Below are 21,126 nucleotides of genomic sequence, written 5' to 3'. Positions count from 1 at the left end.
TCGCATTCGCCCTCTTTATCCATTTCGCTTAGGTCAAACAAGTTTGAGGACTTGCTGTCAGAGGGAATCTCAATTACTGCATAAATATGATGAGCACACCGCTCATCCAGAAAGCTTCCAGCGGATTTCCACGTTATCGGGAATCCACACACAGGTCAAATGGCAATCTTATTTCTCTGATAATGTGCTACAGAGCATATATCTTGATGAAAATATTAAAAATAATATCATTTTGACATTGAATTAACGTACTGGAAACGAAGCGGGGAGTGTGATCTGTCTCACTGTCATAACCGCCAGTTAGCGCATGTCTCCACTTTATTCATTGTTATATGCAGTGTTTCATGCTGGTTTGTTGCGGTATGACGTTTCATGATACTGTTTTTGTGCAATCGACGTCAGAAGATAAAAAAAATGACCGGAGATAAGGAAAAGTAATTGGCTGAGTTGTGAATGAAATATCGTTTATTTTGACTGGGTATGCAATTGATAAAAGCCTGCCGGGGCGATTGATCCAGGTCATCGCCGACAAGGGCTAAAAATGGCAGGCTTTGGCCTCTTTTCAAGGCGCGGTCTATCAGATTATGCAGTTACAGAAATTAGTCAATATGTTTGGTGGGGATCTTTCTCGTCGTTATGGGCAAAAAGTTCATAAACTGACGCTCCACGGCGGATTTAGCTGCCCAAATCGCGATGGCACCATCGGGCGCGGCGGCTGCACCTTCTGTAATGTTGCCTCTTTTGCGGATGAAGCGCAGCAGCATCATTCGATCGCCGAACAGCTCGCGCATCAGGCCCATCTGGTTAATCGGGCGAAACGTTATCTGGCCTACTTCCAGGCTTATACCAGTACCTTTGCTGAAGTGCAGGTGCTGCGCTCGATGTATCAGCAGGCCGTCAGTCAGGCCAGCATCGTAGGTTTGTGTGTCGGAACGCGCCCCGACTGTGTACCGGATGCGGTTCTCGACCTGCTCTGTGAGTATAAAGATCAGGGCTATGAAGTGTGGCTGGAGCTGGGATTGCAAACCGCACATGATAAAACCCTGCATCGTATCAATCGTGGACACGATTTTGCCTGCTATCAGCGCACAACTCGCCTTGCACGTGAGCGCGGCCTGAAAGTCTGCTCGCACCTTATTGTCGGTCTGCCAGGAGAAGGGCAGACGGAATGCCTGCAAACGCTTGAACGGGTGGTCGCAACGGGAGTGGATGGCATCAAACTGCACCCGTTGCACATCGTGAAGGGCAGCATTATGGCAAGGGCCTGGGAAGCAGGGCGTCTGAACGGGATTGAACTGGAGGACTACACGCAAACTGCAGGCGAGATGATCCGCCATACCCCGCCGGAGGTGATTTATCATCGTATTTCCGCCAGCGCACGCCGCCCTACGCTACTGGCCCCGCTGTGGTGTGAAAACCGCTGGACCGGGATGGTCGAACTGGATCGTTATCTGAATGCACATGGCGTACAGGGCTCTGCGCTCGGACGGCCATGGGTTCCGCCTGACGCCTGAACTATGACGGGCCTATGGATTTCTTGCACATTCTCAAACGTCTTGCGCAGAATTGAGTATTATTGTGCCAGGTTGTCGTAAAGGAAATCCCTGATGAAGCAAATTCGTATGCTGGCGCAGTACTATGTGGACCTGATGATGAAGTTGGGTCTGGTGCGCTTTTCGCTGTTGCTGGCGTTAGCGCTCGTTGTGCTGGCAATAGTGGTGCAAATGGCGGTCACCATGGTGCTGCATGGTCGGGTCGAACAGATCGATGTCATTCGCTCCATTTTCTTTGGTTTGTTAATCACTCCCTGGGCGGTCTATTTTTTGTCGGTGGTGGTGGAGCAACTGGAAGAGTCCCGTCAGCGGTTATCCCGACTGGTGCAAAAGCTGGAGGAGATGCGCGAGCGCGACCTCAAGCTTAATGTCCAACTGAAAGATAATATTTCGCAGCTGAATCAGGAGATTGCCGACCGCGAAAAGGCGGAGGCGGAACGCCAGTCAACGTTTGAGCAGCTTAAAGTTGAGATCAAAGAGCGCGAAGAGGCGCAGATTCAGCTTGAACAGCAATCCTCCTTCTTACGTTCCTTTCTGGATGCCTCACCGGATCTGGTTTTTTATCGCAATGAAGATAAAGAGTTTTCCGGCTGCAACCGGGCAATGGAATTGCTCACCGGCAAAAGCGAAAAACAACTGGTGCATTTAAAGCCTGCCGATGTGTACTCGCCGGAAGCGGCCGAAAAGGTCATTGAGACTGACGAAAAAGTTTTCCGCCATAACGTGTCGCTGACCTATGAGCAATGGCTCGATTATCCGGACGGACGCAAAGCCTGTTTTGAAATCCGCAAAGTGCCTTATTACGATCGCGTGGGGAAACGTCATGGCCTGATGGGGTTTGGTCGTGATATTACCGAGCGCAAGCGCTATCAGGATGCGCTTGAACGCGCCAGTCGCGATAAAACCACCTTTATTTCCACCATCAGCCACGAACTGCGTACGCCACTGAACGGAATCGTCGGCCTGAGCCGCATTCTGCTGGACACTGACCTGACGACCGAGCAGGAAAAATACCTGAAAACTATTCATGTTTCCGCGGTGACGCTGGGGAATATCTTTAACGATATCATTGACATGGATAAGATGGAACGGCGTAAGGTTCAACTGGATAATCAGCCGGTGGATTTCACCAGCTTTATGGCCGATCTGGAGAACCTCTCCGGCCTGCAGGCGCAGCAGAAAGGGTTGCGTTTTGTACTCGACCCGACCTTGCCGCTACCGCATAAAGTCGTGACTGACGGAACGCGCCTGCGGCAGATCCTGTGGAACCTGATTAGCAACGCGGTGAAATTTACCCAGCAGGGTCAGGTAACCGTGCGCGTACGTTATGACGCAGGCAGCATTCTGCACTTTGAAGTGGAAGACTCCGGCATCGGCATTCCGCAGGACGAGCAGGACAAAATCTTCGCTATGTATTATCAGGTGAAAGACAGCCACGGCGGAAAACCGGCGACCGGTACGGGGATCGGTCTGGCGGTCTCGCGTCGTCTGGCGAAAAATATGGGCGGGGATATCACCGTGGCAAGTCAGCCCGGCAAAGGCTCGATCTTTACCCTGACCGTCAATGCACCCGCGGTGGCGGAAGAAGTTGAAGATGCATTTGAAGATGATGATTTGCCACTACCGGCGTTGAACGTCCTGTTGGTGGAAGATATCGAACTGAACGTCATTGTGGCACGCTCGGTGCTGGAAAAACTCGGCAATAGCGTGGATGTTGCCATGACCGGGAAAGCGGCGCTCGAGATGTTCACTCCGGGTGAATATGATCTGGTGTTATTGGATATTCAGTTGCCGGATATGACCGGCCTCGATATTTCGCGCGAACTCACCCAGCGCTATGCGCGTGAAGATCTGCCGCCGCTGGTGGCGCTCACGGCGAACGTTCTGAAAGATAAAAAAGAGTATCTGGATGCGGGTATGGATGACGTGCTGAGCAAGCCGCTGTCGGTACCGGCGTTAACCGCCATGATTAAGAAGTACTGGGATACCCAAGACGAAGAGGAGTGCACGGTGAAATCTGAAGAGAGCAGTAAATCGCAAGCGCTATTAGATATTCCGATGCTGGAACAGTACATAGAGCTGGTGGGGCCGAAACTGATTACCGATGGGCTGGCAGTGTTCGAGAAGATGATGCCTGGCTATTTAAGCGTTCTGGAATCCAATCTGACCGCGCGTGATAAGAAAGGTGTGGTTGAAGAAGGGCACAAAATTAAAGGGGCTGCCGGCTCTGTTGGCCTTCGTCATCTGCAACAACTGGGGCAGCAGATCCAGTCACCCGATCTTCCTGCATGGGAAGATAACGTTGGCGAATGGATTGAAGAGATGAAGCAGGAGTGGCAACACGACGTTGCGGTGTTGAAAGCCTGGGTGGCAAACGCTGGAAAAAAATGACCCCGGTTTGACCGGGGTGCGCGAATACTGCGCCAACACCAGGGAAATCGTGGCTGCGCCGTAAGTTATAATTGTCATTGAAAAGGCGCAGCGCTCAAATTCGGGCCGCACGCAGTTAAGATAGCAAATCTTAAATGCTTTGTTACATGAATCAGTTAAATGTGTGAAGCGTAGCATTTTAATCACAATTATTAATGTGCTGCATACAGTGGTGAAAAGGACATTTGAATGAAAAAAATTGGCGTTGTTCTTAGTGGATGCGGTGTGTATGACGGTGCTGAAATTCATGAAGCCGTACTGACACTGCTGGCCATTGCGCGTAGCGGCGCGCAGGCCGTCTGCTTCGCGCCCGACAAAGCGCAGGCCGATGTGATTAATCATCTGACAGGCGAGCCGATGGCGGAATCCCGCAATGTACTGATTGAAGCGGCTCGCATTACGCGCGGCAATATTCGTCCGCTTTCTCAGGCTGTCTCAGCAGATCTGGATGCGCTGATTGTTCCCGGGGGTTTTGGTGCGGCTAAAAATTTAAGCAACTTTGCCAGTCAGGGCAGTGAATGCCGGGTTGATCCTGATTTAGCGGGTCTCGCGTTAGCGATGCACCAGTCTGGCAAGCCGCTGGGTTTTATGTGTATCGCCCCGGCCATGTTACCGAAAATCTTCGACTTCCCGCTGCGTTTGACGATCGGGACCGATATTGATACGGCAGAAGTGCTGGAAGAGATGGGGGCGGAGCATGTGCCGTGCCCGGTCGACGATATCGTCGTTGATGAAGACAATAAAATCGTCACGACGCCTGCCTATATGCTGGCGCAGGATATCGCTCAGGCTGCAATGGGTATCGAAAAACTGGTATCACGAGTGCTGGTTCTGGCGGAATGAAAAAAGGGGTTTTCGCCTTTCTGCGGCGGGTGATGTTGCGTGTTGTCATCATCCTCGCCGTGTTCTGGGGAGGCGGCATTGCGCTGTTCAGCGTGGTGCCCGTTCCCTTTTCGGCGGTGATGGTGGAGCGGCAGATCGGTGCCTGGCTACAGGGCGATTTTGGCTATGTTGCGCATTCCGACTGGGTGAGTATGGATGAGATCTCACCGTGGATGGGGCTCGCGGTGATTGCCGCTGAAGACCAGACCTTCCCGGATCACTGGGGTTTTGACGTCGCCGCTATTGAGAAGGCGCTGTCACATAACGAACGTAATGAAAACCGCATTCGCGGCGCGTCGACATTGTCACAGCAAACCGTTAAGAACCTCTTTCTCTGGGAGGGGCGTAGCTGGCTGCGAAAAGGGCTGGAAGCCGGACTTACCGTTGGTGTCGAGACTGTCTGGAGCAAGAAGCGGATCCTGACGGTTTACCTGAACATCGCGGAATTTGGTGAGGGTGTATTTGGCGTCGAAGCCGCCGCACAGCGCTATTTTGGCAAACCGGCCAGCCGATTAACCCAGTCAGAAGCGGCCCTGCTTGCTGCCGTGTTGCCTAATCCTCTGCGTTTTAAGGCCGCTGCACCCTCGGGCTATGTGCGTAGCCGTCAGGCGTGGATACTGCGTCAAATGCGGCAGTTGGGTGGGGAGTCGTTTATGACTCGCCACCACCTGCATTAAGTCGGCATTACGCCTCGCGTGAAGAGAGCGACAACCCGCCGTGTTCTTTCGGTTGGGCATCTTTTTCCAGCGCGACGGCGAGTACCGGTTGGGCGATAAAACGCTGCCACAATCTTTCCTGCTTACGACGGCAGAACCATTTTGACCAGGTCGCCAGCGGGATTAACGTCCCTTCGCCAATGTTATCGCAAACCACCGGCACCACTTCCGATTCGCTGATACGGTGACAGAGTACGTTCTGCGGTTTCAGCGTCATGGTGACGATATGGTTGTCACGCAGGTAGCGTTTTAGCGTCTTCAGCAGCTGACGTAGCACGGTAAAGTCATCTTCATAGCGACATTGTTTGGCAAATTCGGTGAGAGTGATGGACGGCTTGCCATCGTAATCGGCAATCACATCGTAAACGTAACCCGTTCCGCAGTCGGTCTCTACCGTGCCGTAATAGCGCGGAATACCACTCCAGTCTTTCAGGTAGCGAGAGAGGTGCGCATAGTACTTCAGTTCGCGCTGTGTCTCTTTATCGCCACCCTGGCCACTGTTGTAAACAATCTTAATACAACGCTGAGCATCATCCGGATGCGCATAACACTTACGATGTCGTCCGGTGCCCAGGGGAGTCTCTGCTGATAAACGAATCATGAGTGATATCCTGGAAATATTTACTGACAATAATCCAGTATGAACACGCAAGTTAAATGAAACCTAAACGACTTGTCTTAAGGTTTTCTTAAGGTAACACTTAAGTGAAAAAGCGCACGAATTGTACAGTTAAGGGGGCAAAAATAAAAAAAACGCCGGATGGCGTTTTCTGTGAAGATACTCGTCAGACGTGAACGCTTAGTCTTCGTCGAATCCTGAATTGAAAAGGGCGATGACGGCGGCCAGCGCTTCAACCTCTTGTGGACCCGAGGCTTCGATCTCAATTTGTCGGCCTTTGGCGGAGTCGAGCATCAGCAATGCGATGACGCTGTTGGCTTCCGCTTCGGTGCCTTCATCATTTCGTAGCAGGACTTCCGCATCAAATCCCTGCATTAATTCAAAGAGCTTCATTGCTGGCCGGGCATGCATGCCCAGCTTGTTCGTGATTTCAACAGTTTGCTTCACGGTCATGTTTTGCGTTTTTCCAGCGTACGATGGCGTGACTGTACGTTTTTACCGCGCGAGCGGAAGTAGTCTGCCAGCTGTTCTGCAATATACACCGAACGGTGTTTCCCGCCGGTACAACCGATAGCAACGGTCAGATAGCTACGGTTGTTGGTTTCCAGCATGGGTAACCATAGCTCAAGATAGCTGCGAGTCTGGTAGATAAAATTGTGTACTTCTGTGTGTCTGTCGAGAAAGGCGGCAACGGGTTTATCGAGACCCGTCATCGGGCGTAATTTCGGGTCCCAGTGCGGGTTCGGCAGGAATCGTACGTCGAAGACGTAATCGGCATCGATAGGGATCCCGTGCTTAAAGCCGAAGGATTCAAACACCATGGTCAGTTCACGCTCGCGTTTACCCAACAGGCGAGTTCGCAGCATTTCTGCCAGTTCATGCACCGACATTTCAGAGGTGTCGACAATCAGGTCGGCGCGAGAACGCAACGGTTCCAGCAGGTCGCTCTCCTGATCGATAGCGCTTTCCAGCGACAGGTTCTTGCTGGAAAGAGGGTGCAAACGACGCGTATCGCTATAGCGACGAATCAACGTGTTGCGATCGGCATCAAGAAACAGCAGTTGCGGCGAGAACGCATCGGGCAGGTTGTTCATTGCCTGTTCAAAAATTTCTGGCGACTCTGGCATGTTGCGTACGTCAATGCTGACGGCTGCCGAAATCTGGCGCTCGGCAAGCGTGCGAGCCAGATCGGGTAACAGCACGACGGGGAGGTTATCCACGCAGTAAAAGCCCATATCTTCCAGCGCGCGCAGGGCGACAGATTTACCTGACCCTGAACGACCGCTGACGATCATCAGTACCATGTACTGTTTCTCCTCACCACGGCAAAAGGGGAGTTACGCTTCATCCTGACCGCCTTCAGTGTCAGTGATGATTTGATACAATTCTTCATCGCTCTGTGCGGCGCGTAGTCGACGGCAGATAGTTTTATCCGCCAGACGCTTAGCCACCAGCGATAACGTATGCAGATGCGTTTTGGTTTGATCCGCAGGCACCAGCAGGGCAAAAAGCAGATCAACGGGTTGATTATCAATCGCGTCGAAGGCGATTGGCGTTTCCAGTTGCACAAACACGCCGACGGCGCGCAAGGTATCTTCTTCCAGCTTACCGTGCGGAATAGCGATCCCATTGCCGATGCCGGTACTGCCCATTTTTTCGCGCGTCAGGATCGCTTCAAAAACAACCTGCGGCGGTAAACTGAGCTGTTTTGCCGCCAGTTCACTGATGATTTCCAGCGCGCGTTTTTTACTCTGGCAGTGAACGGCACTGCGCGTACATTCCTGGTTAAGTACACTGCTCAGTTGTAGAGTCGTATCGTTATTTATCATAATTTCACCTAAGAACCTGCCCCGCAGCGGCGGGACAAGTTCGGAGCGCTAACTGTACAAATGGCCTGTTGTTCTGCACAACAGGCCGTCCTGCACCCGCTAACTGCCCGGACAATTAGTGTTGTTTCAATTTATCTTTGTGCTTAGTGAGTTGTCTTGCCAGCTTATCAATCAGGCCATCAATGGCCGCGTACATATCCTGACCTTCCGCGCTGGCGTGAATTTCGCCACCGTTTACATGCAGTGTTGCATCCGAGATGTGGGTGACTTTCTCCACTTTTAACACAATATAGACCTGATTAATCCTGTCAAAATACTGTTCGAGTTTGGCGAACTTGGTATTCAAAAAGTCACGCAGGGCTTCTGTGATCTCGACGTTGTTTCCAGTGATGTTGAGCTGCATAGTGTCTTCCTTATCGGTTGGGTCACACCAGTTGTTTGCGCTGGTTTGACGGCGGAATGGATAAAGACTCTCGGTACTTCGCAACGGTGCGGCGTGCCACCATGATGCCTTGTTCCGACAGCATCGATGTTAGCTTGCTGTCGCTCAGGGGCTTCGCGGGGTTTTCCGCCGCAATCAACTTCTTCACCAGTGCGCGGATCGCCGTGGAGGAAGCTTCGCCACCCCCCTCGGTATTCACATGGCTGGAGAAAAAATACTTCAGTTCAAAAATGCCGCGCGGACTGTGCAGATACTTCTGCGTGGTCACACGAGAAATGGTCGACTCATGCATCTCGACGGCCTGGGCGATATCCGCCAGTACCATCGGTTTCATAAACTCTTCGCCTTGCTCAAAGAAGGCTTGTTGCTGCTCAACGATACAACGGCTGACGCGCAGCAGGGTATCGTTGCGGCTCTCCAGACTCTTAATCAGCCATTTCGCGTCCTGCAAATTACTGCGGATGTACTGGCTGTCGGCGTCATTGCGCCCACCGTTGCACATTGCGGCATAGTGTTGATTGATCTGCAGGCGTGGAACGCTGTCGCCGTTGAGCTCGACCGTCCAGTGCCCGTTATGCTTACGTACCAGCACATCCGGGATCACGTATTCTGGTTCACCGGTCTGGATCGACTGGCCGGGGCGAGGATCGAGCGACTGAATCAGATTGACCGCCTCTTTGAGCACCTCTTCTTTGAGGCGAGTGACGCGCATCAGGGTGCGGAAGTCGTGGTTCGCCAGCAGATCGAGATGATCGCTGATGATCTGCCGGGCTTCTTCAAGGAAAGGCGTCGCTTTGTCGAACTGCGAGAGCTGGATTAGCAGACAATCACGCAGATCTTTTGCCGCCACACCAACGGGATCAAACCGCTGAATACGTTTGAGAACGGCTTCGACCTCATCAAGCCCCACGTCTTCATTGCCCATGCTTTCGAGGATGTCATCCAGCGAAACGGTGAGATAGCCGGTATCATCAACGGCATCAACAATAGAGGTAGCGATCGCGCGGTCGGTATCAGAAAAAGGGGTGAGTTCCACCTGCCACATCAGGTAATCCTGTAGGGTCTGCGTGGTTTCACCCTGATAAACAGGCAGCTCATCGTCGATGTAATCACCGCTGGTGCCCGACGGCGTCCCGGCGGTGTAGATTTCATCCCAGCTGGCGTCGAGCGGTAACTCTTCCGGCATCTCTTTTTGTTCGAGGGCGTCGGCGGTATCCAGCGATTCACTGTCCTGCGTTTCGTGGGTATCAACTTCGTCGTGAAGATCGGTTTGCTCCAGCAGCGGATTACTTTCCAGCGCCTGCTGGAGTTCCTGCTGCAGTTCCAGCGTGGACAACTGCAACAGACGGATCGCCTGTTGTAGTTGCGGCGTCATCGCCAGTTGTTGGCTCAGCCTGAGTTGCAAACCTTGCTTCATGTTCAGAGTCGTTTTCTCCCGCTATGACGTCGCAAACTTCTACCCTATCAGAGTCTGAAGTCTTCCCCAAGGTATACGCGCTTAACGTGTTCGTCCTGCAGGATTTCTGTTGGCGTACCGTGCGCGATCAGGTGTCCCTGGCTCACGATGTAGGCCCGCTCACACACGGCCAGCGTTTCGCGGACGTTATGATCGGTAATCAACACGCCGAGACCGCTGTCACGCAGATGCTCAATAATGCGCTTGATATCGATAACGGAAATGGGGTCAACACCAGCAAACGGTTCATCCAGCAGGATAAACTTCGGATTGGCCGCCAGCGCGCGGGCGATTTCCACACGACGACGTTCCCCCCCGGAGAGCGACTGACCCATGTTGTCGCGCAGATGCTCGATGTGGAACTCTTCCATCAGCTCGTTTGCACGGTCTTCACGCTGTTCGCTAGAGAGATCGTCACGGATTTGCAGCACGGCCATCAGGTTATCGAATACGCTCAGACGGCGGAAAATCGACGCCTCCTGCGGCAGATAGCCAATCCCACGGCGCGCGCGGGCGTGCAGCGGTAACAGGCTAATGTCTTCATCATCAATGATGATGTTACCGGCATCACGCGGCACAATACCGACGACCATGTAGAAGGTGGTGGTTTTACCCGCACCGTTCGGCCCAAGCAGACCGACAATCTCGCCCGAGTTGACGGTCAGGCTGACATCTTCCACGACGCGGCGGCCTTTGTAGGCCTTCGCCAGATTCTTTGCAGTTAATGTTGCCATAGCGAATTAGTTACTCTTCTTCTGAGCCGGGGCCTGGTTTTTGTTTTTGTCCTGCAGTTGCGACGGGACCAGAACGGTCGTCACACGCTTGCCTTTCTCACTGAAGGCCTGCATTTTCTGCTCTTTCACCAGATAGGTAATTTTGTCCCCGGTGATGTTGCTGTCGAGCTGTTCCAGGTACGCATTACCGGTGAGCACGACAAAGTCTTTCGCCAGCTCATAATGCATTTTCGACGCGTGGCCTTTCACCGGCTTACCATTGTCCTGCATTTGATAGAAGGTGGCCGGGTTGCCGAAGCCGTCAATGACCTCTTTGCCCTCCTCACCGCCAGGACGGGTAACGACCACTTTATCGGCGTTAATTTTGATCGTGCCCTGGGTCACAATGACATTGCCGGTGAAGGTCACGACGTTCCCCTGCATATCCAGAGACTGCTGGTCCGATTCAATGTGGATCGGCTGTTCGGTATCACCGGTGACGGCGAATGCCGGAATACTGGCGGCCAGAAGTGAGCTGGCAAGCACAAGATTAAGGCTGAGTTTGTTTGTTTTGAATTTCATAGGAGGTTCTAACCTTTTCAATCAGCTCGGCGTTCTTGCTGCGTAAGTTGCCGCGCATTTTCAGTCCGCTGGAGTTAAATGTTGTTCCGTATAACGTGACGAGGTCTTCAGAGGTAACATCCTGCGTCACCAGATTGATCTGCGCGTTATCGGTGGTAATTCTGCGAAGTTGAGCGTCAGGCACCAGCGCGTTGACTTCAACGTGACCATAAAGATACAGCATCCGATCCTCAGTCAGCTTGGCTTTATCAGCTTTGATTGACCACGTCGGGATTTTGTCCTTATCAAACGTCGTTAACACGGGTTGCGTGAACCACGAAACGGCCTGATCGGAATAATATTCAACATGTTGAGCGATCAAGCGATAGCTCAGTGCGCCTTCCGGGCTATAGACAACGGTGTCCGTGTGCTCGCTTTTATAAGTCGGATCGCTCGTATTCACTACCACCTGAGCCGTGTCGTCTTTATCGGCCAGGTTAATACCAATCAGCACCAGCACGGCCAACGACAGTAGAATGATAACCCAACGTCTGGCTTTACTCATATCGATTGCCCTTTGGCCTCATCAAGCTTACCCTGCGCCAGTAATAATAAATCACAGACTTCTCGTACCGCACCGCGTCCGCCCGCGATTGTCGTGACGTAATCCGCGCGCGGCAGCAGTAACGGATGCGCATCCGCAACGGCAATGCTCAGGCCAATTTTTTCCATTACCGGCCAGTCAATCAGATCGTCACCGACGTAGGCCACGTTTTCTGGCGCAATCGCCAGTTTTGCCAGCAGATCGTGAAAGGCAACCAGCTTGTCCGACTGCCCCTGATACAGATGCGTGATCCCCAGCGTGGCACACCTATCTTCTACTAGTTTAGCCTTTCGTCCGGTAATGATGGCGACGTCGATGTCAGACGTTAGCGCACAACGAATCCCGTAACCGTCACGGACGTTGAAAGCCTTCAGTTCTTCACCGTTGTTGCCCATATAAATCAGGCCATCCGACAGTACGCCATCGACATCCAGAATCAGCAGACGGATATTCTCTGCTTTGGCGATGACGTCCGCGCTGACGGGTCCATAACAGGTCGCAAGCGACGCACCTGCTTTGCTCATTTCTCTTTATCCTTGAATTTCTACACAACGCCTGCACGCAGGAGATCATGCATATGTAACACACCGAGTAACTGGTCGCCATCGGCAACCATCACGGAGGTGATGTGGCGGGACTGCATTAAGTTCAGGGCATCAACCGCCAGAATTCCTGGACGCACACGAATTCCCCCAGGCGTCATCACGTCGGCAATGCCGAGTTGGCGTACGTCAACGCCCATATCAAAGACGCGACGTAAATCACCGTCGGTGAAGATACCGTCGATCTTCATCGCATCATCGCAAATCACGGTCATCCCGAGGTTCTTGCGGGTGATTTCCAGCAGCGCATCGCGCAGGCTGGCATCTTTGGTGACATGCGGGATTTCATCGCCCGTATGCATAATATCGTTAACGCGCAACAGCAGTTTACGTCCCAGCGCACCGCCCGGATGCGACAGGGCAAAATCCTCTGCGGTAAAGCCGCGTGCCTTTAATAACGCCACCGCCAGCGCATCGCCCATCACTAATGTGGCGGTGGTGCTGCTTGTCGGTGCCAGCCCAAGCGGACAGGCTTCTTGCGGTACTTTAACACACAGATGGACATCCGCAGCACGTGCCATGCTGCTTTCTGGTCGACCGGTGATGCAAATAAGCTGAACCTGCAGTCGCTTAAGGACCGGAATAAGAGCCGCGATCTCGCTGGATTCTCCGGAGTTGGAGATGGCTATCACCACATCCTGCGAAGTCACCATCCCCAGATCGCCGTGAGCGGCTTCGCCCGGATGAACGAAGAACGAAGAGGTACCGGTGCTGGCAAAGGTCGCGGCCATTTTTCGGCCAATATGCCCCGATTTCCCCATGCCCATCACCACCACTTTGCCGGTGCAGTTGAACATTTTTTCACAGGCGAGAGTGAAATCCTGGTTGATGTACTGATCGAGCTCCGCCAGGCCTTCACGTTCAATCGCCAGAACCTCTTTGCCGGCTTGCTGAAAGTCAAAACCCGGTTGTAACGCTAAGTGCGACATATGTCTGTTTCCAGTTATCCAACGAGAAGCGGCGATAGCCAATACAACATCGCCAGCCATACGATAAAACCGCCGGTCAACAGCATGCCCGCGCCGCGACCGGACTGGCGGGGACGCCGCCAGCAGAGTAATGCAAAGATGATGCTCACCAGCAGCATCACGCTATAGTCACGGCTGAACGCCAACGGGTTCACATCACCCGGCGTAATCAGGGCGGGGAGGCCGAGGACTATGGTGAGGTTAAAAATGTTCGCGCCGATGATGTTGCCCACCGCGATATCGTTCTCACCTTTACGCACGCCAGCGATAGCGGTTGCCAGTTCAGGCAGACTGGTGCCAATCGCGATCACCGTCAGGCCAATCGTCAGTTCGCTCATCGCGAAGTAATTGGCAATCACGGTGGCGTTATCCACCACCATTCGGGTGGCCATTGGCATGATAATCAGCGCAATGCCCAGCCATAAAAACGCCACCGGCAGTCCGCCTTCGCGCGGCAATTCAGCAACCTGTTCCCGGGTGAGGCTGTCATTGCCCTGGCGCTCGGCGAGACGAGCGATTTTAACAATGAAAAGCAGCCATAACACGGCTAACAGTAAAAGAAAGATACCATCGCTGCGGCTGAGTTGTCCGTCATACAGTACGGATCCGGCTACGACGCTAACCAGTAACATTAACGGTAATTCGCGACGCAGAATATCGGAATGCACGGTAAAAGGGTGGATCAGCGCGGCAAGTCCGAGGATCAACAGAATGTTGGTAATGTTGGAGCCGAGCGCGGTGCCGACGGCTAAATCTAACTGCCCGTGCAGGGAGGCAGCGACAGAAACAATAATTTCTGGCAGAGATGTGCCTATACTGACTACCGTCATACCAATAATCAGCGGCGGGATCCCGAAGGTTCGGCAGAGGATTGACGCGGCAAATACCAGGCGGTCGGCGCCGTAGACGACCAATAATAAACCAATAATTAACAGCGCCGTTGCTAAAAGCATCTAAAGTCCTTTCTTCAGGTATACTCGCCGGTCCACCGGGATGTCTGGAAACCGTAACGAAGTCTTAATTTTGACTTTATGCGGCTAAAAAGTAAAACAAATGCCAGCTTTCGCTAACCAGCGCGGGTAATATTCTGTAAATATGTTGGGTTCATGGCTAAATTCCACGCCATGCTGAGATCAACAAGCAACACGAAGGATGAATCAATGGGTCAGTCTGTGGCGAATTTAGTCGATATGCGCGATGTCAGCTTTACGCGCGGCGATCGCTGCATTTTCGATAACATCTCTCTGACCGTACCGCGTGGCAGGATCACCGCGATCATGGGACCATCGGGGATCGGTAAAACGACGCTGTTGCGCCTGATTGGCGGACAAATTCAACCAGACAAGGGAGAGATCCTGTTTGATGGTGAGAACATTCCTGACATGTCTCGTTCGCGCCTCTACACGGTACGTAAACGGATGAGTATGCTGTTTCAGTCAGGGGCGCTGTTCACTGACATGAACGTATTTGATAACGTGGCCTATCCGCTACGCGAACATACCACGCTGCCTCCGTCGTTATTGAAAAGTACGGTGATGATGAAACTGGAGGCCGTCGGTCTGCGCGGGGCAGCAAAACTCATGCCTTCAGAACTGTCCGGAGGGATGGCTCGCCGCGCGGCGTTAGCGCGCGCCATTGCGCTGGAACCGGATCTCATTATGTTTGATGAACCGTTTGTCGGTCAGGATCCGATCACCATGGGTGTGCTGGTCAAACTGATTTCAGAATTAAACAGCGCGCTGGGCGTGACCTGCGTCGTGGTCTCTCACGATGTGCCGGAGGTTCTGAGTATTGCCGATCACGCCTATATTATGGCGGACAAAAAGATTGTGGCCCACGGCAGCGCACAGGCGCTGCAAGAGAATGACGACCCGCGCGTACGTCAGTTCCTGGATGGCATTGCAGACGGGCCAGTCCCGTTCCGCTATCCTGCGGGCGATTATCACTCTGATTTACTCGGAACAGGGAGTTAAGCCACTCATGCTGTTAAATGCACTGGCGACGCTGGGACATAAGGGGATTAAAACCCTCAGAACGTTCGGGCGCGCTGGGTTAATGTTGTTCAATGCGCTGGTCGGCAAACCGGAATTTCGTAAACACGCGCCGCTGCTGGTGCGCCAGCTTTATAATGTGGGCGTCCTGTCGATGCTGATCATTATTGTTTCTGGCGTGTTTATCGGCATGGTGCTGGGGTTGCAGGGTTATCTGGTACTCACCACCTATAGTGCGGAAACCAGTCTGGGGATGTTAGTGGCGTTGTCGCTGCTGCGTGAACTCGGTCCGGTCGTCGCCGCGTTGCTGTTTGCCGGACGTGCGGGCTCCGCACTAACCGCTGAAATTGGCCTGATGCGCGCGACGGAGCAGCTTTCCAGTATGGAAATGATGGCCGTCGACCCACTGCGTCGAGTGATCTCCCCGCGTTTCTGGGCTGGCGTGATTTCGCTGCCGCTGTTGACGATTTTGTTTGTAGCCGTTGGGATCTGGGGCGGTTCTCTGGTCGGCGTAAGCTGGAAGGGGATTGATGCTGGCTTCTTTTGGTCCGCGATGCAAAATGCCGTCGACTGGCGTCTGGATCTGGTCAACTGTTTGATTAAAAGCGTGGTGTTCGCCATTACGGTAACCTGGATTGCATTGTTCAATGGGTATGATGCGATTCCGACGTCGGCGGGAATTAGCCGGGCAACCACACGCACTGTTGTGCATTCGTCGCTGGCCGTTCTGGGTCTGGACTTTGTACTGACCGCATTGATGTTTGGGAATTGAGTTCATGCAAACGAAAAAAAATGAAATTTGGGTGGGGATCTTCTTGTTAGCTGCGTTGCTGGCCGCGCTGTTCGTCTGCCTGAAGGCGGCCAACGTAACCTCTATGCGCACGGAACCGACCTACACGATTTACGCGACTTTCGATAATATCGGCGGCCTGAAAGTGCGTTCGCCAGTGCGCATCGGTGGTGTCGTGGTGGGGCGCGTGGCGGATATCTCCCTGGATCCGAAGACCTATTTACCGCGCGTGACGCTGGACATCGAAGAGCGCTATAACCACATCCCGGATACCAGTTCGCTGAGCATCCGGACGTCTGGTCTGCTGGGGGAACAGTATCTGGCGCTGAACGTCGGTTTTGAAGATCCTGAGCTGGGAACGTCTATCCTCAAAGATGGCGGCACAATCCAGGACACCAAATCCGCGATGGTGCTGGAAGATATGATTGGTCAGTTCCTTTACAACAGCAACAGTAAAGGCGATGACAATAAGAATTCTGGCGATGCGTCGGCGCCGACCGAAGGCCATAATGAAGCGACTGGGCCTGCGGGCACAACGAATTAATCTCAGGAGAATCGAATTATGCTTAAGCGTTTAATGATGGTGGCTCTGCTGGTGATTGCACCGCTGAGCACCGCCATTGCAGCCGATCAAACCAACCCTTACAAGTTGATGGATGAAGCGGCGCAGAAAACCTTCGACCGCCTGAAAAACGAACAGCCAAAAATCCGTTCGAATCCGGACTATCTGCGTGATGTGGTTGACCAGGAGCTGCTGCCGTACGTCCAGGTGAAATACGCTGGCGCACTGGTATTGGGGCGTTACTACAAAGAGGCCACTCCGGCTCAGCGTGAAGCCTATTTCGCCGCGTTTCGTGAGTATCTGAAACAGGCCTACGGCCAGGCGCTGGCGATGTATCACGGTCAGACCTACCAGATTGCTCCGGAACAACCGTTGGGCGACGCGACCATCGTTCCGATCCGCGTGACGATTCTCGATCCAAACGGCCGTCCTCCGGTACGTCTGGACTTCCAGTGGCGTAAAAATACCCAGACGGGTCACTGGCAGGCCTATGACATGATCGCCGAAGGCGTCAGCATGATCACCACTAAACAGAACGAGTGGAGCGATCTGCTGCGTACTAAAGGGATCGATGGCCTGACGGCGCAACTGAAATCTATCGCACAGCAGAAAATCACGCTGGAAGAGAAGAAGTAATGACTCAGTCACTTAACTGGACTCGTGACGGTGACAGGCTGGCTCTCGTTGGCGAACTGGACCAGGACGTGCTGAATCCTTTATGGGATGCTCGCGTTGAAGCGATGACTGGCGTGACCTGTATCGATCTTAGTCAGGTTTCCCGAGTGGATACGGGGGGACTGGCGCTGCTGGTCCATCTCATTAGTCTGGCGAAAAAACAGGGCAACAACGTGTCTCTGAAGGGAGTGGATGACAAAGTCTTTACTCTGGCGGAACTCTATAACTTGCCTGCTGACGTGCTCCCGCGTCAGTAATATCAGTACGTTATTATCTACAGCCTCGCCGGATTTACCCGCGAGGCTTTTTGCTTATTTATGACAGCGCAACTTTGCTCTAAGATGTTGGGCTGTTTTCACAATCTGACGAATGAAGAGCCCATGGAAAATAATGAAATTCAGAGCGTGCTGATGAACGCACTCTCACTCCAGGAAGTCCACGTCTCTGGCGATGGCAGTCACTTTCAGGTTATTGCCGTGGGTGAGATGTTTGACGGCATGAGCCGGGTGAAGAAGCAGCAGTCGGTTTATGCGCCGCTGATGGAATACATTGCGGATAACCGCATTCATGCCCTGTCGATCAAAGCGTATACCCCCGCCGAGTGGGCGCGCGATCGTAAACTAAACGGTTTTTGAGTTACGGGTGACACACCGGTAACGACGATGAATTTTAACTGAGAACAACATCATGGATAAATTTCGTGTACAGGGGCCTACCCGGCTCCAGGGCGAAGTCACAATTTCTGGCGCGAAAAACGCCGCTCTGCCGATCCTTTTTGCGGCGTTGCTGGCGGAAGAGCCGGTAGAGATCCAGAACGTCCCGAAGCTGAAGGACGTTGATACCTCGATGAAGCTGCTGAGCCAGCTTGGTGCGAAAGTGGAACGCAATGGCTCCGTACACATTGACGCCCGTGAAGTTAATGTCTTCTGCGCACCGTATGACCTGGTGAAAACCATGCGTGCTTCGATTTGGGCGCTGGGGCCGTTGGTTGCCCGTTTTGGTCAGGGGCAGGTTTCTCTGCCTGGTGGTTGCACGATTGGCGCGCGTCCGGTTGACCTGCATATCACCGGCCTGGAGCAACTGGGTGCGACGATCACGCTGGAAGAAGGCTATGTGAAAGCTTCCGTTGATGGTCGTCTGAAGGGCGCGCATATCGTCATGGATAAAGTCAGCGTTGGCGCAACGGTGACAATCATGTGTGCCGCGACGCTGGCGGAAGGTACCACCATCATTGAAAACGCCGCACGTGAACCGGAAATTGTTGATACCGCCAACTTCCTGATTGCGCTGGGGGCGAAAATTACCGGTCAGGGTACCGATCGTATCACTATCGAAGGTGTAGAACGCCTGGGTGGCGGTGTCTATCGCGTGTTGCCTGACCGTATCGAAACCGGGACTTTCCTGGTGGCCGCGGCGATTTCTCGCGGCAAAATTATCTGCCGTAACGCGCAGCCGGATACACTGGACGCGGTACTGGCGAAACTGCGCGATGCCGGTGCAGATATTGAAGTGGGTGAAGACTGGATCAGCCTCGATATGCATGGCAAACGTCCGAAAGCGGTCAATGTGCGTACCGCCCCACATCCGGCATTCCCGACGGACATGCAGGCCCAGTTCACGCTGTTGAACCTGGTGGCGGAAGGGACTGGATTCATCACGGAAACCGTGTTTGAAAACCGTTTTATGCACGTGCCTGAACTGAGCCGTATGGGGGCTCATGCGGAAATCGAAAGCAATACCGTCATTTGTCACGGTGTCGATAAGCTCTCCGGCGCGCAGGTGATGGCGACGGATCTGCGTGCTTCTGCCAGCCTGGTACTGGCGGGATGTATTGCGGAAGGGACGACGGTCGTTGATCGTATATATCATATCGATCGCGGTTATGAACGCATCGAAGATAAATTGCGCGCGCTGGGCGCTAACATCGAGCGCGTGAAAGCCGAATAATTGTGCGCCATTGAGTAGCCCCGATGCGTTATGTCGGGGCCACTGCTTCGCGAGTTACTTTACATCCTGCTTTTCCCGCCGCGCCGCCCGCATCAGACGCGTCCTGTCGATAAATTCATGTGTTTTCGCATCATGGTAGCGTGACGGCCAGATCACCCAGGGGTCCGTTCCGAGCGCTTTCGCTATGATCAGCTCGCCTTTTGGCCATGGCCGGGTTAAGGCGTTTGCCAGTGTGGAGGAACTTAATCCATGTCTGCGCGATTCGGCAGCCATTGATGTTCCTTTTTTACGTAATCCAGCAATGATATCGGCTGGATGCCAGTCAATGAGTTTGCTCTCCATTTATCCCCTCGCTCATGGTCATTCATCGTTGATTTGCACAATCAACTTGCAGAAGACACTATACGCTCAGAGAATTAGTGTTCTAATATGTTCGTGTAAGTAGTTTAAATATTCGGAATTTATTAAGATTTATTGCATGAATTGCAATGAGATAGAGAGGTCGTGTGGGTTTTATTGGAATTTTTATGAATCATCCCGCGCGGTATGGCGGGATGATTGTGTCGTCATTAGCGGTCACGCTGTACGGCAATATGCGCCAGGCCTGTCAGCGCATCGCGCCATAGGGAATCAGGAAGTACCTGCAGTGCAGCGATGGCTTTGTCAGCCTCTTCTTCTGCGCGCTGGCGTGTCCATTCCAGTGAACCACAGGCGTTCATCGCTTCCAGTACTGGCTCCAGGAGGTGTCGACCGTTTCCTTGTTCAATGGCGTGACGAATCATTTTCGCCTGCTCAGGTGTGCCATTACGCATCGCATGCAGCAGCGGTAACGTAGGTTTACCTTCGTTCAGGTCATCACCGACATTTTTACCAAGCTGTTCGCCGTCGGCGTTGTAATCCAACAGATCGTCAATCAACTGGAAAGCCGTTCCCAGATAACGACCGTAGTCCTGCAACCCTTTTTCCTCGGCTTCACTACAACCTGCGAGAAGACCGGAACACTGCGCTGCCGCTTCAAACAGTCGTGCCGTCTTACTGTAGATTACGCGCATATAGCTTTCTTCCGTAATGTCCGGGTCGTTAACGTTCATTAACTGCAGGACTTCTCCTTCAGCAATAACGTTCACGGCTTCAGACATCACTTCCAGCACCTTCAGCGAACCGAGGCTGGTCATCATCTGGAAAGCTCGGGTATAGATAAAATCGCCAACCAGCACGCTGGCAGCATTGCCAAACGCGGCGTTCGCCGTGGCTTTGCCCCGACGCATATCAGATTCATCCACGACATCGTCATGAAGCAGAGTGGCGGTGTGGATAAATTCGATCAATGCCGCGATCGTGACATGGGCATTTCCCTGATAGCCAACGGCGCGCGCCGCGAGTACGGCAATCATCGGGCGAATGCGTTTACCGCCCCCACTCACTATGTAATAGCCTAACTGATTGATCAGTTGAACGTCGGAATTAAGCTGTTCAAGGATTGTCGCATTGACACCCGCCATATCTTGCGCGGTTAACTCATTGATTTTTTCTAAATTCATCGCAAAAGCCGGGCTTTTCGCCCCGTTTACCTCATCATGTGGCAAGGTAACTTAGGGTTTAGGGTTAGAAATATATGCTGATTGTACTGAAAAAACGCCACAGATAAACGTTACCATACACGTTGTGTTTTTTTTCTTCATGTATTGACTGTAGCACTTGTCAAAGGCTCACGTTTTGCGTAATATTCGCGCCCTATTGTGAATATTTATAGCGCACTCTGAATCATTGAAAAGGTGTGCGCGGA

25 protein-coding genes are annotated in these 21,126 nt (G+C 52.9%); 11 read left to right on the top strand and 14 right to left on the bottom strand.

Features of this window, described 5'->3' with window-relative positions:
• Positions 1-584 precede the first annotated feature (584 nt).
• The 4 genes from mnmL to mtgA all read left to right on the top strand — a co-directional run bounded on the left by mnmL (position 585) and on the right by mtgA (position 5,542).
• Positions 585-1,514 carry a tRNA modification radical SAM protein MnmL/YtqA gene (gene mnmL, locus I6L53_RS20165; RefSeq protein WP_042325327.1) on the top strand — a complete coding sequence of 310 codons (930 nt, stop codon included), beginning with the start codon at positions 585-587 and terminating at the stop codon, positions 1,512-1,514.
• A gap of 93 nt (positions 1,515-1,607) precedes the next feature.
• Positions 1,608-3,944, top strand: coding sequence for an aerobic respiration two-component sensor histidine kinase ArcB (gene arcB, locus I6L53_RS20160; RefSeq protein ID WP_042325027.1), 2,337 nt, complete (start codon positions 1,608-1,610; stop codon positions 3,942-3,944).
• Positions 3,945-4,172: 228 nt separating this feature from the next.
• The gene (gene elbB / locus I6L53_RS20155) at positions 4,173-4,826 is read left to right on the top strand and encodes an isoprenoid biosynthesis glyoxalase ElbB (protein ID WP_042325029.1); all 654 of its coding nucleotides are present in this window, start codon (positions 4,173-4,175) and stop codon (positions 4,824-4,826) included.
• Positions 4,823-5,542: a monofunctional biosynthetic peptidoglycan transglycosylase gene (mtgA, locus tag I6L53_RS20150; protein ID WP_042325031.1), complete on the top strand. Its 720-nt coding sequence runs from the start codon at positions 4,823-4,825 to the stop codon at positions 5,540-5,542. The genes elbB and mtgA overlap by 4 nt, the downstream gene beginning before the upstream one ends.
• A 7-nt stretch (positions 5,543-5,549) precedes the next feature.
• Here the strand turns inward: mtgA and yrbL are convergent, their stop codons facing one another.
• The 12 genes from yrbL to I6L53_RS20090 all read right to left on the bottom strand — a co-directional run bounded on the left by yrbL (position 5,550) and on the right by I6L53_RS20090 (position 14,328).
• Complete coding sequence (gene yrbL, locus I6L53_RS20145) at positions 5,550-6,182, bottom strand: PhoP regulatory network protein YrbL (RefSeq protein WP_042325032.1); 633 nt, start codon at positions 6,180-6,182, stop codon at positions 5,550-5,552.
• Between the two features lie 198 nt (positions 6,183-6,380).
• Positions 6,381-6,653: a PTS phosphocarrier protein NPr gene (gene npr, locus I6L53_RS20140; protein WP_042325034.1), complete on the bottom strand. Its 273-nt coding sequence runs from the start codon at positions 6,651-6,653 to the stop codon at positions 6,381-6,383.
• Entirely contained in the window at positions 6,650-7,504 is an 855-nt protein-coding gene (gene rapZ, locus I6L53_RS20135; protein WP_042291907.1) for an RNase adapter RapZ, read from the bottom strand. Before rapZ ends, npr begins: the two co-directional genes overlap by 4 nt.
• Before the next feature lie 33 nt (positions 7,505-7,537).
• Positions 7,538-8,029 (bottom strand): PTS IIA-like nitrogen regulatory protein PtsN, encoded by a 492-nt coding sequence (gene ptsN / locus I6L53_RS20130; protein WP_042325036.1) that lies wholly within the window; start codon positions 8,027-8,029, stop codon positions 7,538-7,540.
• Positions 8,030-8,144: 115 nt separating this feature from the next.
• On the bottom strand, positions 8,145-8,432 hold the full coding sequence (gene hpf, locus I6L53_RS20125) for a ribosome hibernation promoting factor (RefSeq protein ID WP_042325038.1): 288 nt from the start codon (positions 8,430-8,432) through the stop codon (positions 8,145-8,147).
• Between the two features lie 22 nt (positions 8,433-8,454).
• A complete protein-coding gene (gene rpoN / locus I6L53_RS20120) occupies positions 8,455-9,888 on the bottom strand; it encodes an RNA polymerase factor sigma-54 (protein WP_042325041.1) in 1,434 nt (477 codons plus the stop codon).
• A gap of 47 nt (positions 9,889-9,935) precedes the next feature.
• Entirely contained in the window at positions 9,936-10,661 is a 726-nt protein-coding gene (gene lptB / locus I6L53_RS20115) for an LPS export ABC transporter ATP-binding protein (RefSeq protein WP_042325043.1), read from the bottom strand.
• A 6-nt stretch (positions 10,662-10,667) separates the two neighbouring features.
• On the bottom strand, positions 10,668-11,222 hold the full coding sequence (lptA, locus tag I6L53_RS20110) for a lipopolysaccharide ABC transporter substrate-binding protein LptA (RefSeq protein WP_042325045.1): 555 nt from the start codon (positions 11,220-11,222) through the stop codon (positions 10,668-10,670).
• The gene (gene lptC / locus I6L53_RS20105; protein WP_042325047.1) at positions 11,191-11,766 is read right to left on the bottom strand and encodes an LPS export ABC transporter periplasmic protein LptC; all 576 of its coding nucleotides are present in this window, start codon (positions 11,764-11,766) and stop codon (positions 11,191-11,193) included. The genes lptA and lptC overlap by 32 nt, the downstream gene beginning before the upstream one ends.
• Entirely contained in the window at positions 11,763-12,329 is a 567-nt protein-coding gene (kdsC, locus tag I6L53_RS20100) for a 3-deoxy-manno-octulosonate-8-phosphatase KdsC (RefSeq protein WP_042325049.1), read from the bottom strand. Before kdsC ends, lptC begins: the two co-directional genes overlap by 4 nt.
• A gap of 20 nt (positions 12,330-12,349) precedes the next feature.
• A complete protein-coding gene (kdsD, locus tag I6L53_RS20095) occupies positions 12,350-13,336 on the bottom strand; it encodes an arabinose-5-phosphate isomerase KdsD (RefSeq protein ID WP_042325051.1) in 987 nt (328 codons plus the stop codon).
• Positions 13,337-13,350: 14 nt separating this feature from the next.
• On the bottom strand, positions 13,351-14,328 hold the full coding sequence (locus tag I6L53_RS20090; RefSeq protein ID WP_042325053.1) for a calcium/sodium antiporter: 978 nt from the start codon (positions 14,326-14,328) through the stop codon (positions 13,351-13,353).
• 207 nt (positions 14,329-14,535) lie between these two features.
• Here I6L53_RS20090 and mlaF point away from each other — a divergent pair, with 207 nt between their 5' ends.
• From mlaF to murA, 7 genes are all read left to right on the top strand, one after another.
• Positions 14,536-15,348, top strand: a complete 813-nt coding sequence (gene mlaF, locus I6L53_RS20085) for a phospholipid ABC transporter ATP-binding protein MlaF (RefSeq protein ID WP_042325055.1) — start codon at positions 14,536-14,538, stop codon at positions 15,346-15,348.
• A gap of 7 nt (positions 15,349-15,355) precedes the next feature.
• A complete protein-coding gene (gene mlaE, locus I6L53_RS20080; RefSeq protein ID WP_042325057.1) occupies positions 15,356-16,138 on the top strand; it encodes a lipid asymmetry maintenance ABC transporter permease subunit MlaE in 783 nt (260 codons plus the stop codon).
• Between the two features lie 4 nt (positions 16,139-16,142).
• Positions 16,143-16,700 carry an outer membrane lipid asymmetry maintenance protein MlaD gene (gene mlaD / locus I6L53_RS20075; protein ID WP_042325059.1) on the top strand — a complete coding sequence of 186 codons (558 nt, stop codon included), beginning with the start codon at positions 16,143-16,145 and terminating at the stop codon, positions 16,698-16,700.
• A gap of 18 nt (positions 16,701-16,718) precedes the next feature.
• Positions 16,719-17,354: a phospholipid-binding protein MlaC gene (mlaC, locus tag I6L53_RS20070; protein ID WP_042325061.1), complete on the top strand. Its 636-nt coding sequence runs from the start codon at positions 16,719-16,721 to the stop codon at positions 17,352-17,354.
• The gene (gene mlaB, locus I6L53_RS20065) at positions 17,354-17,650 is read left to right on the top strand and encodes a lipid asymmetry maintenance protein MlaB (protein WP_042325064.1); all 297 of its coding nucleotides are present in this window, start codon (positions 17,354-17,356) and stop codon (positions 17,648-17,650) included. Before mlaC ends, mlaB begins: the two co-directional genes overlap by 1 nt.
• A 123-nt stretch (positions 17,651-17,773) precedes the next feature.
• Positions 17,774-18,028 (top strand): BolA family iron metabolism protein IbaG, encoded by a 255-nt coding sequence (ibaG, locus tag I6L53_RS20060; RefSeq protein ID WP_042325065.1) that lies wholly within the window; start codon positions 17,774-17,776, stop codon positions 18,026-18,028.
• A gap of 52 nt (positions 18,029-18,080) precedes the next feature.
• Positions 18,081-19,340, top strand: coding sequence for a UDP-N-acetylglucosamine 1-carboxyvinyltransferase (murA, locus tag I6L53_RS20055; protein ID WP_042325067.1), 1,260 nt, complete (start codon positions 18,081-18,083; stop codon positions 19,338-19,340).
• Between the two features lie 54 nt (positions 19,341-19,394).
• Here the strand turns inward: murA and sfsB are convergent, their stop codons facing one another.
• Both sfsB and ispB read right to left on the bottom strand, forming a co-directional pair.
• On the bottom strand, positions 19,395-19,682 hold the full coding sequence (gene sfsB / locus I6L53_RS20050; protein ID WP_042325069.1) for a DNA-binding transcriptional regulator SfsB: 288 nt from the start codon (positions 19,680-19,682) through the stop codon (positions 19,395-19,397).
• Between the two features lie 227 nt (positions 19,683-19,909).
• The gene (ispB, locus tag I6L53_RS20045; RefSeq protein WP_042325071.1) at positions 19,910-20,881 is read right to left on the bottom strand and encodes an octaprenyl diphosphate synthase; all 972 of its coding nucleotides are present in this window, start codon (positions 20,879-20,881) and stop codon (positions 19,910-19,912) included.
• Positions 20,882-21,126: the final 245 nt, after the last annotated feature.

The organism is Citrobacter farmeri, assembly GCF_019048065.1.
Classification (GTDB): domain Bacteria; phylum Pseudomonadota; class Gammaproteobacteria; order Enterobacterales; family Enterobacteriaceae; genus Citrobacter_A; species Citrobacter_A farmeri.
The sequence above is the reverse complement of the archived record's forward strand: the minus strand, read 5'-3'. Positions and strand labels throughout refer to the sequence as shown.

Excerpts from the sequence above, each read along its gene's own strand:
- elbB (WP_042325029.1), top strand. The coding sequence starts at position 4,173 with ATGAAAAAAATTGGCGTTGTTCTTAGTGGATGCGGTGTGTATGACGGT.
- lptB (WP_042325043.1), bottom strand. The coding sequence starts at position 10,661 with ATGGCAACATTAACTGCAAAGAATCTGGCGAAGGCCTACAAAGGCCGC.
- mlaD (WP_042325059.1), top strand. The coding sequence starts at position 16,143 with ATGCAAACGAAAAAAAATGAAATTTGGGTGGGGATCTTCTTGTTAGCT.
- kdsC (WP_042325049.1), bottom strand. The coding sequence starts at position 12,329 with ATGAGCAAAGCAGGTGCGTCGCTTGCGACCTGTTATGGACCCGTCAGC.
- mtgA (WP_042325031.1), top strand. The coding sequence starts at position 4,823 with ATGAAAAAAGGGGTTTTCGCCTTTCTGCGGCGGGTGATGTTGCGTGTT.
- I6L53_RS20090 (WP_042325053.1), bottom strand. The coding sequence starts at position 14,328 with ATGCTTTTAGCAACGGCGCTGTTAATTATTGGTTTATTATTGGTCGTC.
- lptA (WP_042325045.1), bottom strand. The coding sequence starts at position 11,222 with ATGAAATTCAAAACAAACAAACTCAGCCTTAATCTTGTGCTTGCCAGC.
- murA (WP_042325067.1), top strand. The coding sequence starts at position 18,081 with ATGGATAAATTTCGTGTACAGGGGCCTACCCGGCTCCAGGGCGAAGTC.
- mlaB (WP_042325064.1), top strand. The coding sequence starts at position 17,354 with ATGACTCAGTCACTTAACTGGACTCGTGACGGTGACAGGCTGGCTCTC.
- mlaF (WP_042325055.1), top strand. The coding sequence starts at position 14,536 with ATGGGTCAGTCTGTGGCGAATTTAGTCGATATGCGCGATGTCAGCTTT.
- mlaC (WP_042325061.1), top strand. The coding sequence starts at position 16,719 with ATGCTTAAGCGTTTAATGATGGTGGCTCTGCTGGTGATTGCACCGCTG.
- yrbL (WP_042325032.1), bottom strand. The coding sequence starts at position 6,182 with ATGATTCGTTTATCAGCAGAGACTCCCCTGGGCACCGGACGACATCGT.
- arcB (WP_042325027.1), top strand. The coding sequence starts at position 1,608 with ATGAAGCAAATTCGTATGCTGGCGCAGTACTATGTGGACCTGATGATG.
- rapZ (WP_042291907.1), bottom strand. The coding sequence starts at position 7,504 with ATGGTACTGATGATCGTCAGCGGTCGTTCAGGGTCAGGTAAATCTGTC.
- npr (WP_042325034.1), bottom strand. The coding sequence starts at position 6,653 with ATGACCGTGAAGCAAACTGTTGAAATCACGAACAAGCTGGGCATGCAT.
- mlaE (WP_042325057.1), top strand. The coding sequence starts at position 15,356 with ATGCTGTTAAATGCACTGGCGACGCTGGGACATAAGGGGATTAAAACC.
- ibaG (WP_042325065.1), top strand. The coding sequence starts at position 17,774 with ATGGAAAATAATGAAATTCAGAGCGTGCTGATGAACGCACTCTCACTC.
- mnmL (WP_042325327.1), top strand. The coding sequence starts at position 585 with ATGCAGTTACAGAAATTAGTCAATATGTTTGGTGGGGATCTTTCTCGT.
- sfsB (WP_042325069.1), bottom strand. The coding sequence starts at position 19,682 with ATGGAGAGCAAACTCATTGACTGGCATCCAGCCGATATCATTGCTGGA.
- ispB (WP_042325071.1), bottom strand. The coding sequence starts at position 20,881 with ATGAATTTAGAAAAAATCAATGAGTTAACCGCGCAAGATATGGCGGGT.
- ptsN (WP_042325036.1), bottom strand. The coding sequence starts at position 8,029 with ATGATAAATAACGATACGACTCTACAACTGAGCAGTGTACTTAACCAG.
- hpf (WP_042325038.1), bottom strand. The coding sequence starts at position 8,432 with ATGCAGCTCAACATCACTGGAAACAACGTCGAGATCACAGAAGCCCTG.
- lptC (WP_042325047.1), bottom strand. The coding sequence starts at position 11,766 with ATGAGTAAAGCCAGACGTTGGGTTATCATTCTACTGTCGTTGGCCGTG.
- kdsD (WP_042325051.1), bottom strand. The coding sequence starts at position 13,336 with ATGTCGCACTTAGCGTTACAACCGGGTTTTGACTTTCAGCAAGCCGGC.
- rpoN (WP_042325041.1), bottom strand. The coding sequence starts at position 9,888 with ATGAAGCAAGGTTTGCAACTCAGGCTGAGCCAACAACTGGCGATGACG.